The sequence below is a fragment of the Sphingobacterium corticibacter genome (assembly GCF_003076635.1).
GTDB lineage: Bacteria > Bacteroidota > Bacteroidia > Sphingobacteriales > Sphingobacteriaceae > Sphingobacterium > Sphingobacterium corticibacter.
Map to the genome: position 1 here is coordinate 1,013,901 of NZ_QDKG01000001.1, position 18,507 is coordinate 1,032,407.

Here is an 18,507-nt window from a genome sequence, read left to right on the forward strand (position 1 = left end):
GTGTTGTTTTTTAAAATTGAAATGTAAATCCTAGTGTGATATTTCTTCCCATCTGATGCGAGAAGTAGCGCATGCGATCCATGTAATCCTTGTAGAGCACGTTGAAGATGTTTTCTACACCTAGATTAACTTGGATGTTACGCTGTTTAATGGGTAGCCTTGCACTCGCAAAGGCATTAAATAAGTGATAAGCCGCTGGCGGTTGGGTGTAATCGGTAGCCGGATCAAAGCGGCGCTGCCGATCTACAAACACGTGCGCTAAGCGGATATAGTTTTCCGACTCGGTACCGTACTGCCATTTGATGCTTTGATGGATGCGATCCGCTGGAATGAATGGGAAATAGGTGTGGTTCTCCAGATCGCGTGCGCGTACCAAAGAACCTTTTAAAGTGTAAGACCAAGCGGTATTGATCTGCCAATCTAATTGCAGATCTACACCATAAAAGAAAGCGTCTTGCTGACGATAATTGAACACCGGAAATGTACCGCGAATGGTCTGACGAACCGAATCTGGGTTGGGCGTTGCGTAGATGTAATTTTTAATGTATTGCGCGTACAAGTCGGTGGTGATGGCGATATTTTCACTTTTGAACAAAATGGAATTTACCCACTTGAAACCTCGTTCAGAAGCAAGATTCGGATCACCTACTTCATACGTTCCGCTGCCGTGATGTAGGCCGTCGCTATACAATTCATTCGCCGAAGGCGCACGCCATGCTAACCCTAGGTTGGTCTTCCAAGTCCACGCTGGCGAAGCATGATAGGCCAATCCCGCCGATCCGCTCCAATTGTGAAAGTGCCGACGATCTGTCAGCAAATATTGGCGGACAATGCCATTCTCATCAATGCTACTGTAATCGTATCGAAAACCAGCTACGTCAAAGTAGCGGTAATCGTATCGTGCGCCCAGTTCGCCATGAAACTTGCCCCAATGCTGCTGTGTGATGGCGTATACCCCAAGATTGTGGTTGTCAAAGTTGGGGATAATCGGTGTGGTGCCTGTGCCTGGTACATTGTTGTTCACTTGCAACATGCCGTCGATTCCGATGCGATGATGTCCGGATTTCAAGGCAATATCTAGCGTTTGCGTGGTGAGGCTCATATCGGCCATGGGCGTATCGTCCGACATGACGCGACGCAGATCGTATTCCTTACGACGGTTACGTTGTAGGGCAAATTGGGTTTCTAATTTCGTTTGTCCAGATAGCGTATATACCCATTTGATCTTAGCTAAATCATGATCCACACGCTGACGTGGTGAAGCAATGTTGTACGTGAAATCGTAGGTTGATGATGGTCTACCACGTTCGATATTAGCCAGAATATCATCCAAGGTGCTGACATGCGCACCGTAGAAAATGCCGAGATTAGTGCCGAAATGACTGTAGTAAAACTCCAGATCGTGATTGCCTTTGTTGTATTGCAACAAACCCGAAAGGTTTAATTCTTCTACTCCGGTATTGCCTAATACGTACTCTGTGGTTTGCAAATTCCCAATTTTCTTGCCCGAAGCCTGGATACGCCATCCCAAATTAGGAATCTTTGAGATTCCGCCTTCCAAGCGAATGTTGCCCACACCGCCACGACCGTTGGATTGCCCCAGTAAATCCACACGCCCACTTATTTTGCTTGGATCAATTGGATTTGCGGTACTAATGATCACGCCGCCCAAAGCATCAGCGCCGTAGCGCACACCTTCTGCACCTTTGATGACTTCCAACCGATCGGCGGTGAAGGGATCGATTTCTGGCGCATGTTCTGCGCCCCATTGCTGTCCTTCTTGGCGCACACCGTGATTGAGTAGGAGCACGCGATTGCTATGCAAACCATTGATGACAGGCTTGGCAATGCTAGAACCGGTATTTAATTGACTCACGCCCGCAATCTGACTGAGCATTTCTGCCAAAGGCTTTGCCCGAAATTCTTGCTTGGTTTCTTCCAAAAGATGATGCCTGCTGCTGGTGATATGTTCAGATTGTATTCCGGTCACGGTCACATCCTGTACATGCACAACACCCACGTTCATTACGATCCGTAAATTTTGCTGCGTGGGAAGCGAAATGATTCTCTGTACCGTATCATAACCTAAAAAGCTGAAGGTTACGGTCTGTTCACCAGCGCATTGATTTTGCAATTTAAATAGACCTTGACGATCGGTATAGACAACGCTATTGTTGCTTGTATTGCGCACAGCGACGCCTACCAACGGTTTTGCTTGGTTGTCGACAACAGTACCTGACAGGGTTAATCTACAAGGGTTTTGGGCATTTGCTCCTACACTGCATGAAAGCAGCAGAGCCAACACCCACAGATAACGAAACATACGTTCGATCTATAAAGTGAAAAACTAATTTGAAAGGGATTGGCGTATTTTCTAGGCTAGAGGAGGACCGCGCAGCGATGGCGCACCAAGATCGTGATCTTGTGGAAATGACCACAAATACGGCGTAGCCGATGGAGGTAGTGTCGCAGGATACAGCAAGGCAAAGCTTGCGGCAAAATAGGAGAGAACTACCGGATTGTTGTGATGGATGAGAAAACAGATGCCACAATCTTGATCAGAGGAATGATCATGAGAATGACGACAAGGATCATTTTGCTGTTGATGATCATGCTGTTTCTCTTGTGCGAAATGTAGAGGTTCTCTGGAATCTTCTGGCAGGTGATGATGCACGGTAGCCACGCCCATGGAAAACATCCATAGCATGATACTCAGTAGCATTCCAACTAGCCGAAAGTAATTTCCTTTCCTCAACACGGAACAAAGGTACATCAAATGCAATAATGTTGCAAGGTTTTGTTTGCTTACTGCGAACGCTTTTTGGATCTGGGATGAAATTCGGTCATCACGGTTTGCAAATACGCATTATCCAAATGGGTGTATATTTCCGTCGTACTGATGCTTTCGTGGCCCAGCATATCTTGTACTGCGCGCAGATCGGCGCCGCCCTCCACCAAATGTGTGGCAAAGCTATGTCGGAAAGTGTGTGGACTAATGTGTTTGGTAATTTGAGCTTGTTCGGCTTGTTTTTTAATCATTAGAAATACCATCACGCGAGATATAGCAGCACCTCTCCTGTTCAAGAAAACCATATCTTCTTGTCCGGACTTGACTGGCACTTGAGGTCTGCTTTCATGGAGATAAATGCTTAAGTATTTGCTAGCCTGACTGCCTATAGGTATTAGCCGCTCTTTATTGCCTTTGCCTTCTACTTTTATAAATTCTGCTTCGAGATAGAGATTGGATATTTTTAGAGAAACCAATTCGGACACCCGCAATCCACAACCATAAAGCACTTCTAGCATCGCTTTGTTACGCATTCCTTCGGGAAGCGATAAGTCGATGCTGTCAATCAAGCGGTCAATCTCGACGATGCTGAGTACATCCGGTAATTTTCGCATCAGTCGAGGTGCCTCGATCAGCACCGCTGGATTGTTGGGCAGATCATGCTCAATTTGCAAAAACGTAAAGAAGGATTTCAAAGCAGAAAGCAGCCGCGCTTGCGAAGTCGGCGCCATATCCTGTTGATGTACCTGCGCCAAAAATTGTTGAATATCGAGTGGAGTCATTTGCGGAAGCGCAATAGCATTTTCTATGGCATAAGCTTCCAACTTGACGATATCTGATAAGTAAGCTTCGATCGAATTCGCAGATAATCCTCGCTCCAAGAGCAGGTACCGCTTATAATCTTTCTTCCAGATCTCCCAATTCATAGCCATAAAGATAGAAAATATACCAAGAGCCATAAAGTGCTTTTGATGAACCGATCGCAAGATTTCGTGTACGGTGGCTGTGCGAAAATTCTCAAAAGAGTGCGCCTGTTGATGGGATTCTGTGGAATAATTACTTATTTTGCAGCTTGATTTAAAAATAGATTTAGTTTAACAACCCATTTCATATGATTATTCAACCACGCGTACGAGGATTTATCTGTCTGACAACCCATCCCGATGGTACTGCTCAGAACGTGAAAAATCAAATTGATTACGTTCAGTCCAAAGGAGCCATTGAAAATGGTCCTAAAAAAGTATTGGTAATCGGTGCATCGACCGGTTTCGGACTTTCATCTCGTATCACCGCGGCGTTTGGTTCTGGCGCAGCAACAATCGGAGTTTTCTTTGAAAAGCCTGCTGCAGCTGGCAAACCAGGTACAGCAGGTTGGTACAATTCGGCTGCCTTCGAAAAAGAAGCTACAGCAGCCGGATTATATGCAAAAAGTATCAATGGTGACGCCTTTTCGGATGAGGTGAAAAAGCAAACCATCGAATTGATTAAACAAGACTTAGGTCAGGTCGATCTAGTGGTTTATTCTTTAGCATCTCCACGTCGTACACATCCAAAAACAGGTGTGGCTCACGGTTCTGTGTTGAAGCCAATTGGTCAACCATTTACCGATAAAACGGTAGATTTCCACAGCGGTGTGGTTTCTGATATTACCATCAATCCGATCGAGAATGACGAGGATATCGAAAACACCGTAGCGGTAATGGGCGGTGAAGATTGGCAATTCTGGATCGAAGATCTGAAAGCTGCTGGTGTTTTGGCAGAAGGTGTAAAAACGGTTGCTTATTCTTATATCGGCCCTGAGTTGACATACCCAATATATCGTAATGGTACGATCGGTCGTGCAAAAGATAACTTAGAAGCGACAGTTCCTGCATTGAACGAATTGCTTGCTGATTTGAATGGCGTATCTTACGTGTCTGTCAACAAAGCTTTGGTAACGCAGTCTAGTTCGGCTATTCCGGTTGTGCCATTGTACATCTCTTTGTTGTACAAAGTGATGAAAGAAAAAGGCATTCACGAAGGTACAGTAGAGCAAATGCAACGTCTATTTGCAACACAATTGTACAGCGGACATGCACCAGCGTTAGACGAAAAAGGACGTATCCGCGTAGACGATTGGGAAATGCGTGCCGATGTGCAAGAGGAAGTAGCGGCATTGTGGCAACAAATCTCTACAGAAAACTTAGAAGAAATCTCTGATATCAAAGGATACCGTGAAGAATTCTTTGGTTTGTTTGGTTTCCAAGTAGATGGCATCGATTACGAAGCAGATACGAATGAAGTAGTTGGAGTTCCTTCTATTCAAGCATAATTTTAAACCTGCTTTTAGCAGTTTTTACAAAAAAAAAGATTAGTAAAAAGCAAAAGTAAGCAAAACGGTTAAAACCTTTGCTATACAAGGCTTTATAAAAAGAGTAGTCTTAGTTCGGAAGTCGGTGTCTGATAGGTTTTGGGCTTAAATTGACAAGGTTAGGTTACTAATTCGTTACCGATTGATAAAGGTACCATCATAACTTAGCTGATTATATTTCAGTCTTTTGCACCCTTTTCTACATTCCCTTGTAACTCAATGTAATTTAATTTTAAACATTAAACATTTGAGTTATGGAGCAGACAAAAAAATCGACGTTCAAACTGCTTTTCTATTTGAAAAAGAACGAACTGAAAAAGAACGGTAATGCCCCGATTATGGCACGTATTACCATTGACGGAACCCCGAAAACTTTCGGAACAAAGTTAGAAATTGACCCCAATAATTGGGATTTAAAACACGGAAGAGTTCAGGGCAAAAGTGCGCATGCATTAAGCATCAATAGGAAGCTGGATAATATACGTGGGCGTATCGACAAGATTTATGAAGATATGCTGAAGCAAGAGGGCTTTGCAACCTCCCAAAAAGTGAAATTGTCATTTTTGGGTGTCGGTGTAATGGAGGATGCTATATTAAAAGTATTCAACGACCAAAATGAAGATTTTAAAAAACTGGTAGAAAAGGGAGAACGTGCGCTAAGTACTTATTACAAGTATATTGTAGTTTACAACCACCTTGCCAAGTTTATCAAAGAACGCTATCATCGTGATGATATGGCTTTCCGAGAATTGACTGGCGATTTTATCCGAGAGTTTGATTTTTACCTACGGTACGACTTACAATCTTCGCATAATACGGTTTGGGTTTACACATTGCCTGTATTAAGTTTGGTGGAACTGGCTATTAAAAAAGGTTTGATACGTGATAATCCGTTTCAGGATTATGAAATCAATATGGAAGAAACCGACCGAGGTTATATCCTCAAAGAAGATGTAGAAAAGCTGACGATGTGCGTACCACCGCACCCACGGTATGAATTAGTAAAAGACCTGTTTATTTTCAGTTGCTTTACCGGATTGGCTTATGCGGATATTAAGAAACTGACAAGGAACAATATTCACTCATTCTTTGACGGTCATCAATGGATTATCAGCAGGAGAAAGAAGTCAGATATTGCTTCCAATGTTCGGTTAATGGAAATCCCTAAACGTATCATTGAGAAGTATCAGGGTACTACAAGGAATGAATTTATCTTTCCGGTTCCGACCAATTCAACCTGTAATACGCACATAGGTAAATTGGTTGAAAAAGCAGAGATTATTACAGAACAAAAAGTAACGTTTCACACGGCAAGGCATACTTTCGGAACAATGTTTTTGACCGAGGGCGTACCGCTTGAAAGCCTAAGCAAAATGATGGGGCATAAAAACATTTCCACTACACAGATTTATGCTAAAATTACAAGTCAAAAAATCAGTAAGGATATGGATTTGGTTACCCCTAAATTCAAGGCTATGGAAGAAGCGTTTATGATGGGAATCTAATCGGCTTTTATTTAATCACAATGAGCAGAACTTCAACGGTTCTGCTTTTTTTATGCCCATACTTTTTGTGTAGGTAAAGCACATTTACTTTCCTCTACCCAGTCCAACGCTGTAAAAGAGCTAATACCTACTTGCTAAATAGAAAATTGAAAAACGAAGCCCTTATCTAACGCCCCTTGCTATTCCGTTTTTCAAATCTCTATTATAGGCTATAATAGCCCGGTCATTAATGCCATAAAAATTTAGAACAGAAAATTTCCAAAATCAACCGCAAAAAGGCAGCTAAGTTATAGCGGGCAGCGTCCCCACACAGCCAACCAAAAGACTACGGCATAATGGCAAGGCAAAATGATGGCTTCGCCGAGTTGTTGTGTGTTGCCTTGCCACCCTCCGGGACTTATTCCGTTTCCTTTCGGTTTTGCGCTGTTGCCCGCTTGGATTATCTGCTTTCTTTTTTCCGGTTTTTCTTTTGGAAAAATTTATGCGAAGCGAAGCGGAGCCAACCACAACGGGAAGCGGAAAACGAGAAAAGCGAGTGAGTAAACAACATTTTTTCAAACATCAAAATTTTAGCATTATGGCACACAACATCAATTTCAATGAGCAAACAGGACGTCATTCATTTTTCAGCGTTCAACAAAAAGCGTGGCACAGTTTAGGGCAAATCGTAGAGCAGTACCCAACAAGCGAGGAAGCAATCGTACACGCAGGTTTAGATTACGAGGTTATCAAATCTCCACTGTTTACACAGGGCAGAACAATGAGCATAGGCGACAGCGGAGAGCTTATTGATGCCAACGACATCTTAGTACCTAACAGTTTCGCCACACTCCGCACCGACACCAACACACCGTTGGGCGTAGTAGGCAAAGACTACCATATCGTACAAAACCGTGAGGCGTTCAATTTCTTTGATGCTATTGTAGGCGGAGGCGATGGTATATTGTACGAAACCGCAGGAGCATTGGGCAACGGGGAACGCATTTTTATCACTGCCAAGCTGCCCGACTATATCCGAGTAGGTAACGGCGACGATGTTACCGAAAAGTACATCTTCTTAACCACAAGCCACGACGGTAGCGGAAGTATTACCGCAGCGTTTACCCCTATCCGTATCGTATGCCAAAACACCCTTAACGCTTCATTGCAGAGTATGACAAACATTGTGCGTATCAAACACACGTCAGGAGCAAAACAACGCCTTGAAAACGCTCACAAGGTTATGGGACTTGCCAACACCCTGAGCGCACAGTTAGAGAACATTTTTAACGACTGGGCTAAAGTAAGGGTAACAGACCGAGAAGTAAGAAAGCTAATCCAGTTGGCACTTTGCCCGAACAAAGAAACGCTTAACCTGCTCAAAAAAGGTGCGGAAGATGAAGTTTCCACCGTGTTCAAAAACACCGTAGATGATGCCTTTGAATACGCTATGATAAGCGATACCCAACAAATGGCAACTACGAAAGGCACATTATTCGGGGCTTACAATGCTGTTACAGGCTACTTTCAGAATGTACGCAATTACAGGGATAGCGAAGCCAAACTACAATCCATTGTGATGGGCGGTACAGCACAGTTAAAGACCCAAAAAGCCTTTGAACTGTGTACAGACTTTGCCTATTCAGGAGCAGAGATTTTCAACTTCAATTAATCATCAAAGGCGACTGCCTGCAAAGGTGGTCGCCTTTATTTAATGTATAACTTCACCTGACCTGAAAAATCGGGGGGGGGGCAAAAAGACACTCCCTCCCGAAGGTCAGGCCAGTCTTTTTGCATAAATCGGTGCAGTCCCTTTGTTAAAATGCACTGCCGCACAATGACCTCAATTCTCACTTTAACAAACAGGTCGCTACGTTATTGCGTGGGATATTCATTATCCATTTGTTATATCTGGTATTGACTTTTTTTCTTTTCAGACAGTGACCAAAGAAAAGAAGCCAAAGAGCGTCGCCTGGTTAACATACTTTATTACATATAAGCGATTTGTAAAATGTTTTTATAGCAATTTTCTACTTATAACCACACCCTGATTTTTCTAGTACGCTAACAGATTTTCAGGCCATTATCTAAAAAATATTTATTAAATTCGCTGTATGTAAACATGATAACTACACGAATGCAGGAATAGCGTACCATAACGGTAGTTAACAACTAAATTAATTACTCGATATGGCGAAAAGTGTAAATCAAGCATTCGACGAATTCAATTTGAATGTTGTCAATTTATTAAAATCTACTACCGACACAGCTCGCTCAAGCAGAGGATGGCTCATAGATCAGTTGCTAGGTTTTCCTGAGAGTGTAGATAATTTTCCAAATGATTACCCGGAAAAACATATTAAATATGGTTCTTTTTCAAGGAACACTAAAATTCGGCCACTAGATGATATTGACTTGATGTATTGCCTATCAGCAGACAATGCATATTATTCCGTTGATGCATACGACCTTTCTAAATACTATATCCATACACCGAACGCTTCCAATAATTTGAAGTTGCTTTCCGACGAATACAACGTATTAAATTCTATAAGGGTTGTTAACAAATTGGTTAGCGCATTGAAAAATGTGCCACAATATTCTAATTCAGAAGCGAAGCGTAACCAAGAAGCGGCTGTTCTCAATTTGACATCTTATGCATGGAGCTATGATATAGTACCATGCTTTTACACTGTAGGTGGGTTTTACCTAATCCCAGATGGCTCAGGCAATTGGAAAGCTACAAATCCAGGTGTAGACATTAACAATATCAGCGAAACCAATACGAATTATGGAGGAAAAGTGTACCAATTGGTAAGAACACTTAAGTTTTGGAATGCTAACTTTACGTCTCCAAAAATTAGTTCATATCTTTTTGAAGTTTTGGTAATCAATTTTGTCAAAAAATCAGGAAGCCAAAATGATTATAATGACCTAAATATTCGCGATTTTTTCTATTATTTATATCAGACGATTTACTATGATGTACAAGATCCTAAGAGTATTCAGGGTAACATTAATAACCTAACACCTGAACAAAGACAGCGTATTTCCAATAAAGCAAAAGATTGTTACGACATTGCAGTATCCGCAGTTGACTATGAATTGAATAAGAAAGATCAACAGAAGGCCATTGAACAATGGGCAAAAATCTTCGGTCCAAATTTCCCAAAATATGAGTGAATATTATAATCCTATCAGAGAATCATTTAAGCTGGCAAAAAAGCTAGACGGCTTATCATTTTATATCCTAATTGCATCAGCAATATTAACATTGGTAAATTTCATCTTTACCAATTACATTGCCGAACTTAAATATTATGCTGAAATCGCCAGTAATGCTAACACAGTAATTATTCTCTTATATGCTATAATAAAATTTGGAATCAGCTATATAATATTCCATACCTCTTTCAACAAAAGAGCTGATTTCATTGACCACTCATTTGGCACTAATTATTCTGCAGACCGTTCCAATAGGTACTATAATAACGATACTGTAGAAACAGGTATCATGCGTATGGGGGCTAATAGTTTTGAAAGTTGCTTCTTCACATACAGTCTATCCATAAAATCACTAAAATCGAAATGGATTGTCAATATTGCAGTCATCATTTTCATCATATCTATCGCCTTACAGGGTTATAATACGGTTTTATCTATGGTTATACAGCTTACACTGCCTATATTTCTTATTTCTGACGCTATCAACCATTCAGTTTTTTGTCTTCGAATGAAAAATATATTAGATAGTTATTGCAGATTGTATAATGATCTTATAGGAGAGCTTGATGTAAAGAAGAAAGAGCCAGAAATTATATTATTAGTATTGAACTATGAGACCACTCTTGCGACTTTCAATCTTTTAGTCAGCGAGCAAACGTACAACAAATACAATCCGAAGTTATCTGCTGATTGGGAAAAAATAAAGGAACAATATAAGCTTAAATAATTACTGCAAAAAATGGATACGATTATTAGAGTATTATTTAAAATACTCTTCTCGTCTCCACTACAGTTATTTTAGAAGATGGAAAAAACAGAAAAAATTAAGCAGATACTTACCAATCAATTTGAGCTTGATCTTTTCGAGGCATCACTTGCTAGTCTAAAAGATCGAACAAACAAACTTCGCTTTAATAATTTTGCATATTCTATAAGAGAGTTGTCAAGGCATTTTTTACATAACCTTGCTCCGGAAGAACGTGTGAAAAATTGTATTTGGTTTAGCCCCGAAACTACAGACGGAAAACCTACAAGAAACCAAAGAATTAAATACGCAGTCCAAGGTGGAATAGACGACACTTTTTTAGATGGTTGGGGATTTGATGTTGACGAACTCAAAGACATGATAAGAGAGGTAAAGGAAACAATCAATACTTTAAGCAAGTACACTCATATTAATCCAGAGGTGTTCAATATTAGCGATTCTGAAGTCGAACGTATGAGCCAAGATGTACTTAACGCTTTCATTAGTTTAGTAGAAACAATTGAGAACTATCGTGAAGATCTTAAACAATTCCTCGATGGGCATATCGAAGAGCATATGATATCATCCGTTGTAACTAACTTTTTTGAGAATGTTGATCAGCTTGCACCTCATCATTCATTGGAATATAGTGAGGTATCAGAATATCATATTTCTGAAATTAATGAATATGAAATTGTAGTGGACGTCTTTGGAGATTTACATGTAATTCTTGAATATGGATCAAATAAAGAAAGACGTGAGGGTGACGGGTTAGACTTGCCAGAAACATTTCCTTTCGAAACGAAGATACGCTATCAAATTGATGAGGATTTTCCTTCCACTAAGTTTGAGGTTGATGACTACGATGTGGATACTTCAAGTTGGTATGGAGATGATGAGGATGAAATATAGTCTTAAGCGCTGAAGATAGCTTTCTTAAAATCATTTACATCGCTACCAAGTAGTAAATAACTTGAAAAACCAATATCCAGTAGAGCCTTACCAACTTTCTCATCATCAATATCGCTGTGCGCAATCAGTTTGATTATAGGGTATTCTGTACTTAATTTTTGAAGCTGTGCCAGCACATTCTTGTCGTAAAAATCAAGGTCAATAATACAAACTGTGGGAAGCTCTTTTAATGCTAAAAATTGGGATAGCCCGTCTTCAATATTTTCCGAACGAAACAATACTTCAATTTCCGAAGCAACGAGGTCATTGCAGGTTAAATCCAAAATAGGGCTTTTATCATTGATAAAGGCGAGGGTAATTCTTTTTTGTGCTGTACCAGTTTCCATATCATACTTTTTTGAGTTTATGTAGCCCTGCACAAAAAAGAAGCGCAGGCAACCACACTTACTGGCATTAAGGCACTGGTACGCCTGACCCCCAAATAAGCGAGCGCCCACGCCTATGACGTGAGCGTTCTTACTTATCTGTTCCGGGGTGTTAAAAATTACCAGTTTCTAATGCGGAACCTAAAGCAAAAACACTTTAAGTATTTCTATATTTTCAAAAGCAAAGATACTAAACTCGTTCTGATACGAAAGTATTAATCTGTACTAAAATTGGTTATTTGTATTGTTGGAGATATAGTTCTTTTCCAGTATAGTCAGAATATCACTTTCCTTGTAAATAATCTTACCGCCTATTTGTATATGCGGCAGGATATTATCATCACGATACTGTTGTAAAGTCCGTTTGCTGATATGGAGCATCTTGCACACATCTTCGCCCGACAAATAAATTTCTCCGTTCATTACAGGACGATAGTTTTTCAGTATTTCTTCTATACGGCTTCTTAACTGTAATATCATCTCCTTTTGTTCGATGACTTCTTCAGCTTCATTGGTCAGTAAATCCATTGCCATCTGTATTGTACGGCTGTCCGGCTTCGAGCAAAGCCTGTACGTCCGTGAGTTTATAATAATTCTTACGGTTTAGTTTGGAATAAGGCAATAACCCTTTGTCCTTATAGGTCTGTAAAGTCCGTTTAGTGATGTTCATCATCAAACACACTTCCTGGTTATCGAGCCATTTTTCCGCTTTGAAAATCGGCGTGTATTTTCTCGTGACTTTTTCGGTCATTTCCAAAAGTTCCTTTAGCTCATTCTTCATTCCGTCAAATGCGGATTTTTGTATTGCGATAACTTCCATAGTTTGCTCAATTGTGGAAGTCGAATTTATAAAGATTTATTGCAGGGGTGGGAAATGTTGCAGGGTTTGGCTTTGAGAGGCAGTATTTGGCTTAAAAAGTAAGCGGTACAGTTCCCCAAAGAACGTACCGCTATATCTTCTGTTTATTAATTTTACTTCTGTATGCCTACAACTTGAAACAATTTATTTCCCGCCAAATTCTTTCCATTTATTTAGCTGTTTATCGAGGTCGCCGATTGCTCCTATAAACAATAACTTTTTGTCTACTAATGGTTTTGCTAAAACTTCTATTAGCTGCCTGTTTACTAATGTTTCGTGAGCTCCTGTATCAGAACGAACTACAAGTTTTGATGCGTCGTAAACAACGTTACCAAATTCATCTACAATTAGATTATTCATTTTATAAATTAGGTCTGCAAGAAAAGCTGAACCCAGCGTGGGACGTAAATATTGAATGGTTTTATCATCATTTATTTTTTCCACTTTAATTTCTTGCAAATTGTAGGTTTCTAATAAACCACAAGTCATAAAGGCTTCAGAGCTATTTTGGGTTAAAGTATTTGTTCCGTCTGTAAATGTAGCTGATAATTGATTTCCATACTCATTATGTTGAATAGAGTTAATTGTTGCAGATTTAGAAAATTCGCATTTTATAATTAAATTAGGATTAGGTGTTAAAATATACTCGTTCCATACAACATTTCTCACTCCATCAATTGCAGCCTGATAGGTAACGTTTAAGGAAGTTGAACTCCTGTCGTCTTCAATAATTGCCCAAAAGGCATTTTGTTTTGCTCTCAAAAATCTAATCGCAAATAGTAGTGGAAACCCCATTAAATCAGAAATGTTTCTCAGTCTTTTTAACCTGCTTCCACCAATTTTAAAATTGTCTTTTTCGGTTGATTTGACTTCTATTAAACATTTATATTCTCCAAAATCTTTTGCAGATTTCCCATTCACTGCATTTCCCATTTTTAGATTTACAAATAGGTCAGGAACAATATATTCACCCTCGATTAATGGTCGTTGTTCTAAACCAATGATATGGGTAGCCGTGTTAAGCAGTTTGGTTAGCATAGAAAACTCATCTTCTTCTGAAAGACCATTAACTGCACTCATAACACTTTCTTCACCACCTTCTTGGATGTATAACTTTTTTGTTTCTTCAAACTGTGTTGGTGTGGCAATAGCTTTGATTGATTTTAAAGCCTTGGCTAATTCTATTCTCGTAACGTCTGCACTCATAGGTATGATAAATTATTTTTTGTTCTATATATTGAAAAGACAGTTCTTTCCATAGGTTTATTTTATTTCAGTGATTGTTGTTGCAATTCTACAGTTTTAGGAGGTTTCTCTTTCTTCTCACGGTAATAAACCCATAACGACAACAGACCGAAAATAATCAGTGCATATGCTACCCATTTACCGACCCTTTCAATCAATTTAATGAAAACCGAACTTTCATAAGATGAGAAACCTTCCACTCCCATAGGACTGCGCCTGTAAAACTTCCTCCTGTTAATCCAGTAACGAAGTCCTAAGCCTGCAATCAAAAATATTATCCCTATAACCAATGATGAAACCATATCCTCACATTTTTATTTCACGAGTATAAATTTAAGAAATATTGATGAGCCAATAAAGTGAACCTAAGCAGACACGATATAAATAGAAAACGGCTTTACCATTACGGTATGCCGTTTTTTTGTGAATTGAAATACTACTTTTAATCGCTACTGTTAAACTGAAAAGTTATCTCCTTCTCATTCCCGAAGCTGTCCGAAATCCAAACCTCAAAGGACTGTGATACGGCAGAGGTTGAAGTGTAATACAGCCTGAACTGCTCCGTTGGTAACTGGTACAGGTCATTGGGCTGATATGGCGGCTCATTGTAGTATTGCAACGTTCCCTGACCATCAAACTGGAAGTAGCGGAGAAAATACTGCGTGTTGCTATAATTTCCTGTACGCTGTATGGTAATGCGTATTTCTACGGTCTGCCCGTTGGCAACATCTTTAGGTACTGGCATTACATTCACCTCGAAAGGAAAATTGTTCTGTATTTCGAGGTCATCATCTTTGCTACAAGATACCAACGTAACCGAAGCTGTGAGGATTGTCAGGAATACATACAATTGCATTAGCCCTGTTCTGAATTTATTGAATAATGCTATCATCGTTTTTTACGTTTTAAAAGTTAAACCTTAATCCCACACCTGCCGACGGTCGGAACTGTTGTAAATCCGTACCCCAAAGGACTTTTGTACGCCCTTGCAGGACTAATACAAAACGGTCGGACAAGTACGTTTCAAAAGTGATGCGACCGCCTGCTCCATAGATAAAATTATCTTTGCTCAATATCTTCGCACCATCGTACAGCATCGCTTCGCCCCGGTTGATGGTTTCGTAACCGACCACACCCGTTGCTGCGAAATTCAGCGTGATGTTCTTACGGGCATCGCCCAACAAAAAGAAGCTGTAACCGCCCTCTGCGGAATAGGTTTCCTGCGGTATGCGCAGGTCTTTGTAATCGTGGTACTGGTGGGTATATTCCAACGCCCAAAGCTGATAGTTACCGTTCTTACCGTTTACGGTCATTGCTGCGCTGATGTAGTAATCATTGCCAATCTTATCATCGGACATTACACCCGCACTTATTTCCAATCCTTTCTGCTTAGGCAGCATCCTTTGTGCCTGTGCAGCCGTGATGCCTATCAGGACAAACAGCACGGTATAGATATACTTTTTCATATTCTTGCTTTAAAGGGTTATTAAAATTTCAGGTGCATATCGTCAATCAAACGGGCTTTGATTAAATCGGAATTTTCGACCTGCAATGTTTGATGCCTGCCGCCGTTCTTCTCGAAAATCTCAATCAGCAGTACCTTATCATCGGCAATGGTAAACTGGTCTAACAGGAACACGTCTTGTTCGGTCGATTTTCCGGCAATACCGTCCAATGGCTTGTAAGTTCTCAAAGGAGTTAAAGGGCGTTCCTGGACTACGGTGCGTTTGGCTACCTTTTTATCCACCACTTTGAAATTGATAAAATCAATCTCGAAAGGGACATTGGTACGGTTTCTCAATTCCGTGTGGAAATAGTATTCGCCGTTGTGTATGTAAATGCCTTTGAGGATAAACTGGATGCCGAAACTCTTAGCCCCGATATGCTTTACAATGCGCTTATCTTTCTTGTAAATGGTTTCCAGTAGCAAGCCTGCCAGTGATGGCGAATTGTTGCCCAGTTCTTCAAAAAGCACATCGTTACCGTTGGTTCTGTCAACCGCTTTTTGCATAGTGAGCAGGTCATAACTCAATGCTTCCGGATAGGAACTGTAATACACATTAAAGCTGTAAAAACGCCCGTCATTGGTAATTACGGAAAAATTGGTTTCCGGCTCAAAGTTCCTTACGGATGCTTTTACACGCAACACGTTTTCCGCATCTTCGGCTTTCCCTGCTATCAGGTATTCGCTGCCTAAATCCACGTAGCGAATGGCAGTCGGGAAAATCAGGTGCGAAGTTTTATCGTAGGTAACTTCCATACGGTACGGTTCTATCTTGCCCAGGGCAAGCGGTGTTTTTACAGTTGCACTATCCTGTGCATAAGTTGTTACGGCAAAGCCAAGTATGAGGGCTATAGCCCAAAAGGTTTTTAAATGATTTTTCATTGTCTTTAAATATTTGAATTGAACATTATTTTTTCGATACGAGGAAGACCTGATAGCCCGCTTTCAGCGTAACCTTTGGCGTTCTCACTTTCTTGGCGAAGTAGCCCGAAATACCCTGAACCACGCCACGGCTTAGGTCTGCGGCAACCTGCTGTCCGGCATTCTGAGTGAGCATTACGCTTGTTCCTCCAGTCTGGCTCATATTGCCTGCCATTTCGGTAAGTGCATTCATTTCCGGCGAATAAGGCACGTACAAGCCTTGCTGTCCGTCCAAATCGTAAATGGTTATATCTACCGGGATGATGTTGCCCTCCAGTTCTACGGAGGTAACTTTTAATTGTAGTCTGCCATTCTGAAATTTGGCATTAGCCGTTACAATCGTTCCTTTGGGGATGGTACGTTGCGGGGTTTTGGCAGGTTCTAACAAACGTAGCCTTACACCCGTTTCGCCAACTACCGTTTGGGCTTCGTGTACACAGGCTTTGATACTGTTTTTAGGCTGTACAGCCTGCTCGATAGAACCTGCGGTATAGAACCCACGGTTTTTTGTTTGGCTCCAATCGGCAGCAAAGGCACTGTCCGATGGTTCACGGTACAAGGCTGATACAATGTTCTTTCTTGTTGGTGTGAACGATACAAATTGCTCTTTTTGATTTGCACCTGCAGCACCCGGAGCAGCACCATTGGCAGGAGCAGCGTTTCCGGTATTGGCATTTTGCGGAAGATACTTTGCAGCCATTTCATAAGATTTCTCCATTAGTTTGAGTTGGTCGTCAACGGTGGCCACAGGTGGCACATCTTTTTCCGACAACTTTGCTTTCAGTTCGTCCACCTGCTTGCGCAGTTCCATTGTTTCAGCATTGTCATTATTATAAAATGAACCCAATGTGCTTTGTGCATTACGGTAGCTGTTCAATGCAGAATTGCCGTTTCTTCCTGAATTTCTGCCACCACTGCCAAAGCCGTTGCTTTCCTCATCTTCTTCAGGCAAACCTTTTTCATTGTCAGCAGATGCAGTGTCTTCCGTATTCCAATAATCAGAAAGCGTGGTCAGTGCATTGCGCTTTTCCTGCTCTTTACGTTCAAGCATTTCCTGCTCATACGCCTTGCCTTTATCGGCAGGCATTCCCGGTTCGGTAGCCTGCGGCACGGCATCGTTCAGCCCGATATTTTCGACCGCTTTTTTATCTTTCGACGGTTTAAATATGAGGTACATACAGCCGAGAAATACCACGCCCATCAAAAGGAATATGATTGGCTTTTTGAGCTTTTCCTTATTACCCTTTTTATTATCGGGCAGATTTGATGCTGTGTTATGGTCTTCTCCCTCCACGAGAAAGCTGACCCTTTTTTCATTTTCTTTCATAAATCTGATTTTTTAAAATTGTTGATACACTATCCTGCAACCTTGCAGGATTTTTACTTTTGAGGACAGGGTTCTCGATATGCTCAATGACCATATCGTTACCGGACTTTGAGGTATCGTACATCACTTTGCCAATGACCGTTACGGTAAGCAGCAGATAACCCACAAAGAAGTACAGCGTATATCGGTGCTGTTTGCGTAAAGGCAACGCCCGCCAACGGTCGTCCAGCTTGTCAAAGTACCTGTCCATATTTGCTCTTAATTTTTTCATAGCCTTACTATTTCTATGTTATAGCTTGAAACGCTTAGGACTTTTACCCGCCTGTTGCTTTGGCGCATCGTTGACCAGTGCGACCGCTTCCGTTAATTTGGGTGCGGACATTACGGAAAGGTTTGCCAGTTCCGATTTTTTGAGCAGTTGTCCAAAGCCGTCTTTCTTTGCTACCTCCATACGGCTCAATGAGAATTTGCCGTTCAGGTACTTTACCCACATACTGCATTCTACACGGGGCTTGTCATCGCCCGACCATTGCAGGTAGCCTGTCAGCAGTAAGTCCTGCTTTGGCAAAGTGTCTGCACCTTTTTGGCAACTTTCGAGGTATTCGCTGATACTGTCTTTCAGCTTTCCGGCATACGCTCCCTGCGTATGGAAATACCCGTTGTATCCTTTGTCCGTAAGGATTTTTGCGAACGTGCTTAAATCTGATAATGCTTCCATAAGA

Annotated in this window: 20 protein-coding genes; 6 read left to right on the forward strand and 14 right to left on the reverse strand. The window is 41.0% G+C overall.

What is annotated here, in order from left to right; all coding sequences use genetic code 11:
* Positions 1–10: 10 nt before the first annotated feature.
* From DC487_RS04300 to xerD, 3 genes are all read right to left on the reverse strand, one after another.
* A complete protein-coding gene (locus DC487_RS04300; protein ID WP_116774685.1) occupies positions 11–2,323 on the reverse strand; it encodes a TonB-dependent receptor in 2,313 nt (770 codons plus the stop codon).
* A gap of 51 nt (positions 2,324–2,374) precedes the next feature.
* Entirely contained in the window at positions 2,375–2,722 is a 348-nt protein-coding gene (locus tag DC487_RS04305) for a DUF2946 family protein (protein WP_165799013.1), read from the reverse strand.
* Between the two features lie 83 nt (positions 2,723–2,805).
* Entirely contained in the window at positions 2,806–3,714 is a 909-nt protein-coding gene (xerD, locus tag DC487_RS04310; RefSeq protein ID WP_116775036.1) for a site-specific tyrosine recombinase XerD, read from the reverse strand.
* Between the two features lie 185 nt (positions 3,715–3,899).
* Between xerD and fabV the strand changes: the two genes are divergently transcribed.
* The 6 genes from fabV (at position 3,900) to DC487_RS04340 (ending at position 11,504) form a co-directional block, all read left to right on the forward strand.
* On the forward strand, positions 3,900–5,099 hold the full coding sequence (fabV, locus tag DC487_RS04315) for an enoyl-ACP reductase FabV (protein ID WP_116774687.1): 1,200 nt from the start codon (positions 3,900–3,902) through the stop codon (positions 5,097–5,099).
* A 293-nt stretch (positions 5,100–5,392) separates the two neighbouring features.
* Positions 5,393–6,643, forward strand: coding sequence for a site-specific integrase (locus tag DC487_RS04320; protein WP_116774688.1), 1,251 nt, complete (start codon positions 5,393–5,395; stop codon positions 6,641–6,643).
* Positions 6,644–7,220: 577 nt separating this feature from the next.
* Positions 7,221–8,294 (forward strand): DUF932 domain-containing protein, encoded by a 1,074-nt coding sequence (locus tag DC487_RS04325; RefSeq protein WP_116775037.1) that lies wholly within the window; start codon positions 7,221–7,223, stop codon positions 8,292–8,294.
* A gap of 518 nt (positions 8,295–8,812) precedes the next feature.
* Positions 8,813–9,805 carry an SMODS domain-containing nucleotidyltransferase gene (locus DC487_RS04330; protein ID WP_116774689.1) on the forward strand — a complete coding sequence of 331 codons (993 nt, stop codon included), beginning with the start codon at positions 8,813–8,815 and terminating at the stop codon, positions 9,803–9,805.
* Positions 9,798–10,574, forward strand: a complete 777-nt coding sequence (locus DC487_RS04335; RefSeq protein WP_116774690.1) for a hypothetical protein — start codon at positions 9,798–9,800, stop codon at positions 10,572–10,574. Before DC487_RS04330 ends, DC487_RS04335 begins: the two co-directional genes overlap by 8 nt.
* A 78-nt stretch (positions 10,575–10,652) precedes the next feature.
* On the forward strand, positions 10,653–11,504 hold the full coding sequence (locus tag DC487_RS04340) for a pPIWI-associating nuclease domain-containing protein (protein WP_116774691.1): 852 nt from the start codon (positions 10,653–10,655) through the stop codon (positions 11,502–11,504).
* Positions 11,505–11,506: 2 nt separating this feature from the next.
* Here the strand turns inward: DC487_RS04340 and DC487_RS04345 are convergent, their stop codons facing one another.
* From DC487_RS04345 to DC487_RS04395, 11 genes are all read right to left on the reverse strand, one after another.
* Positions 11,507–11,890, reverse strand: a complete 384-nt coding sequence (locus DC487_RS04345; protein ID WP_116774692.1) for a response regulator — start codon at positions 11,888–11,890, stop codon at positions 11,507–11,509.
* Positions 11,891–12,154: 264 nt separating this feature from the next.
* Positions 12,155–12,457, reverse strand: coding sequence for a helix-turn-helix domain-containing protein (locus DC487_RS04350; protein ID WP_116774693.1), 303 nt, complete (start codon positions 12,455–12,457; stop codon positions 12,155–12,157).
* Entirely contained in the window at positions 12,438–12,749 is a 312-nt protein-coding gene (locus DC487_RS04355; protein ID WP_116774694.1) for a helix-turn-helix domain-containing protein, read from the reverse strand. Before DC487_RS04355 ends, DC487_RS04350 begins: the two co-directional genes overlap by 20 nt.
* 183 nt (positions 12,750–12,932) lie before the next feature.
* Positions 12,933–13,994 carry a hypothetical protein gene (locus tag DC487_RS04360; protein ID WP_116774695.1) on the reverse strand — a complete coding sequence of 354 codons (1,062 nt, stop codon included), beginning with the start codon at positions 13,992–13,994 and terminating at the stop codon, positions 12,933–12,935.
* Positions 13,995–14,056: 62 nt separating this feature from the next.
* Positions 14,057–14,335, reverse strand: coding sequence for a molybdenum ABC transporter permease (locus tag DC487_RS04365; protein ID WP_116774696.1), 279 nt, complete (start codon positions 14,333–14,335; stop codon positions 14,057–14,059).
* 140 nt (positions 14,336–14,475) lie between these two features.
* Positions 14,476–14,925: a DUF3872 domain-containing protein gene (locus tag DC487_RS04370; protein ID WP_116774697.1), complete on the reverse strand. Its 450-nt coding sequence runs from the start codon at positions 14,923–14,925 to the stop codon at positions 14,476–14,478.
* Positions 14,926–14,938: 13 nt separating this feature from the next.
* The gene (locus DC487_RS04375; RefSeq protein ID WP_116774698.1) at positions 14,939–15,499 is read right to left on the reverse strand and encodes a conjugal transfer protein TraO; all 561 of its coding nucleotides are present in this window, start codon (positions 15,497–15,499) and stop codon (positions 14,939–14,941) included.
* A 20-nt stretch (positions 15,500–15,519) separates the two neighbouring features.
* Positions 15,520–16,419 (reverse strand): conjugative transposon protein TraN, encoded by a 900-nt coding sequence (gene traN / locus DC487_RS04380; RefSeq protein ID WP_116774699.1) that lies wholly within the window; start codon positions 16,417–16,419, stop codon positions 15,520–15,522.
* A 25-nt stretch (positions 16,420–16,444) separates the two neighbouring features.
* The gene (gene traM / locus DC487_RS04385; protein ID WP_116774700.1) at positions 16,445–17,785 is read right to left on the reverse strand and encodes a conjugative transposon protein TraM; all 1,341 of its coding nucleotides are present in this window, start codon (positions 17,783–17,785) and stop codon (positions 16,445–16,447) included.
* Positions 17,772–18,056, reverse strand: a complete 285-nt coding sequence (locus DC487_RS04390) for a nitrogen regulatory IIA protein (protein WP_116774701.1) — start codon at positions 18,054–18,056, stop codon at positions 17,772–17,774. The genes traM and DC487_RS04390 overlap by 14 nt, the downstream gene beginning before the upstream one ends.
* An 18-nt stretch (positions 18,057–18,074) precedes the next feature.
* The gene (locus tag DC487_RS04395) at positions 18,075–18,503 is read right to left on the reverse strand and encodes a hypothetical protein (protein WP_091520329.1); all 429 of its coding nucleotides are present in this window, start codon (positions 18,501–18,503) and stop codon (positions 18,075–18,077) included.
* Positions 18,504–18,507 lie beyond the last annotated feature (4 nt).

Coding starts and splice junctions, on each gene's coding strand:
- DC487_RS04300 (WP_116774685.1), bottom strand. CDS start 2,323: ATGTTTCGTTATCTGTGGGTGTTGGCTCTGCTGCTTTCATGCAGTGTA.
- DC487_RS04305 (WP_165799013.1), bottom strand. CDS start 2,722: ATGCTACTGAGTATCATGCTATGGATGTTTTCCATGGGCGTGGCTACC.
- xerD (WP_116775036.1), bottom strand. CDS start 3,714: ATGAATTGGGAGATCTGGAAGAAAGATTATAAGCGGTACCTGCTCTTG.
- fabV (WP_116774687.1), top strand. CDS start 3,900: ATGATTATTCAACCACGCGTACGAGGATTTATCTGTCTGACAACCCAT.
- DC487_RS04320 (WP_116774688.1), top strand. CDS start 5,393: ATGGAGCAGACAAAAAAATCGACGTTCAAACTGCTTTTCTATTTGAAA.
- DC487_RS04325 (WP_116775037.1), top strand. CDS start 7,221: ATGGCACACAACATCAATTTCAATGAGCAAACAGGACGTCATTCATTT.
- DC487_RS04330 (WP_116774689.1), top strand. CDS start 8,813: ATGGCGAAAAGTGTAAATCAAGCATTCGACGAATTCAATTTGAATGTT.
- DC487_RS04335 (WP_116774690.1), top strand. CDS start 9,798: ATGAGTGAATATTATAATCCTATCAGAGAATCATTTAAGCTGGCAAAA.
- DC487_RS04340 (WP_116774691.1), top strand. CDS start 10,653: ATGGAAAAAACAGAAAAAATTAAGCAGATACTTACCAATCAATTTGAG.
- DC487_RS04345 (WP_116774692.1), bottom strand. CDS start 11,890: ATGGAAACTGGTACAGCACAAAAAAGAATTACCCTCGCCTTTATCAAT.
- DC487_RS04350 (WP_116774693.1), bottom strand. CDS start 12,457: ATGGATTTACTGACCAATGAAGCTGAAGAAGTCATCGAACAAAAGGAG.
- DC487_RS04355 (WP_116774694.1), bottom strand. CDS start 12,749: ATGGAAGTTATCGCAATACAAAAATCCGCATTTGACGGAATGAAGAAT.
- DC487_RS04360 (WP_116774695.1), bottom strand. CDS start 13,994: ATGAGTGCAGACGTTACGAGAATAGAATTAGCCAAGGCTTTAAAATCA.
- DC487_RS04365 (WP_116774696.1), bottom strand. CDS start 14,335: ATGGTTTCATCATTGGTTATAGGGATAATATTTTTGATTGCAGGCTTA.
- DC487_RS04370 (WP_116774697.1), bottom strand. CDS start 14,925: ATGATAGCATTATTCAATAAATTCAGAACAGGGCTAATGCAATTGTAT.
- DC487_RS04375 (WP_116774698.1), bottom strand. CDS start 15,499: ATGAAAAAGTATATCTATACCGTGCTGTTTGTCCTGATAGGCATCACG.
- traN (WP_116774699.1), bottom strand. CDS start 16,419: ATGAAAAATCATTTAAAAACCTTTTGGGCTATAGCCCTCATACTTGGC.
- traM (WP_116774700.1), bottom strand. CDS start 17,785: ATGAAAGAAAATGAAAAAAGGGTCAGCTTTCTCGTGGAGGGAGAAGAC.
- DC487_RS04390 (WP_116774701.1), bottom strand. CDS start 18,056: ATGAAAAAATTAAGAGCAAATATGGACAGGTACTTTGACAAGCTGGAC.
- DC487_RS04395 (WP_091520329.1), bottom strand. CDS start 18,503: ATGGAAGCATTATCAGATTTAAGCACGTTCGCAAAAATCCTTACGGAC.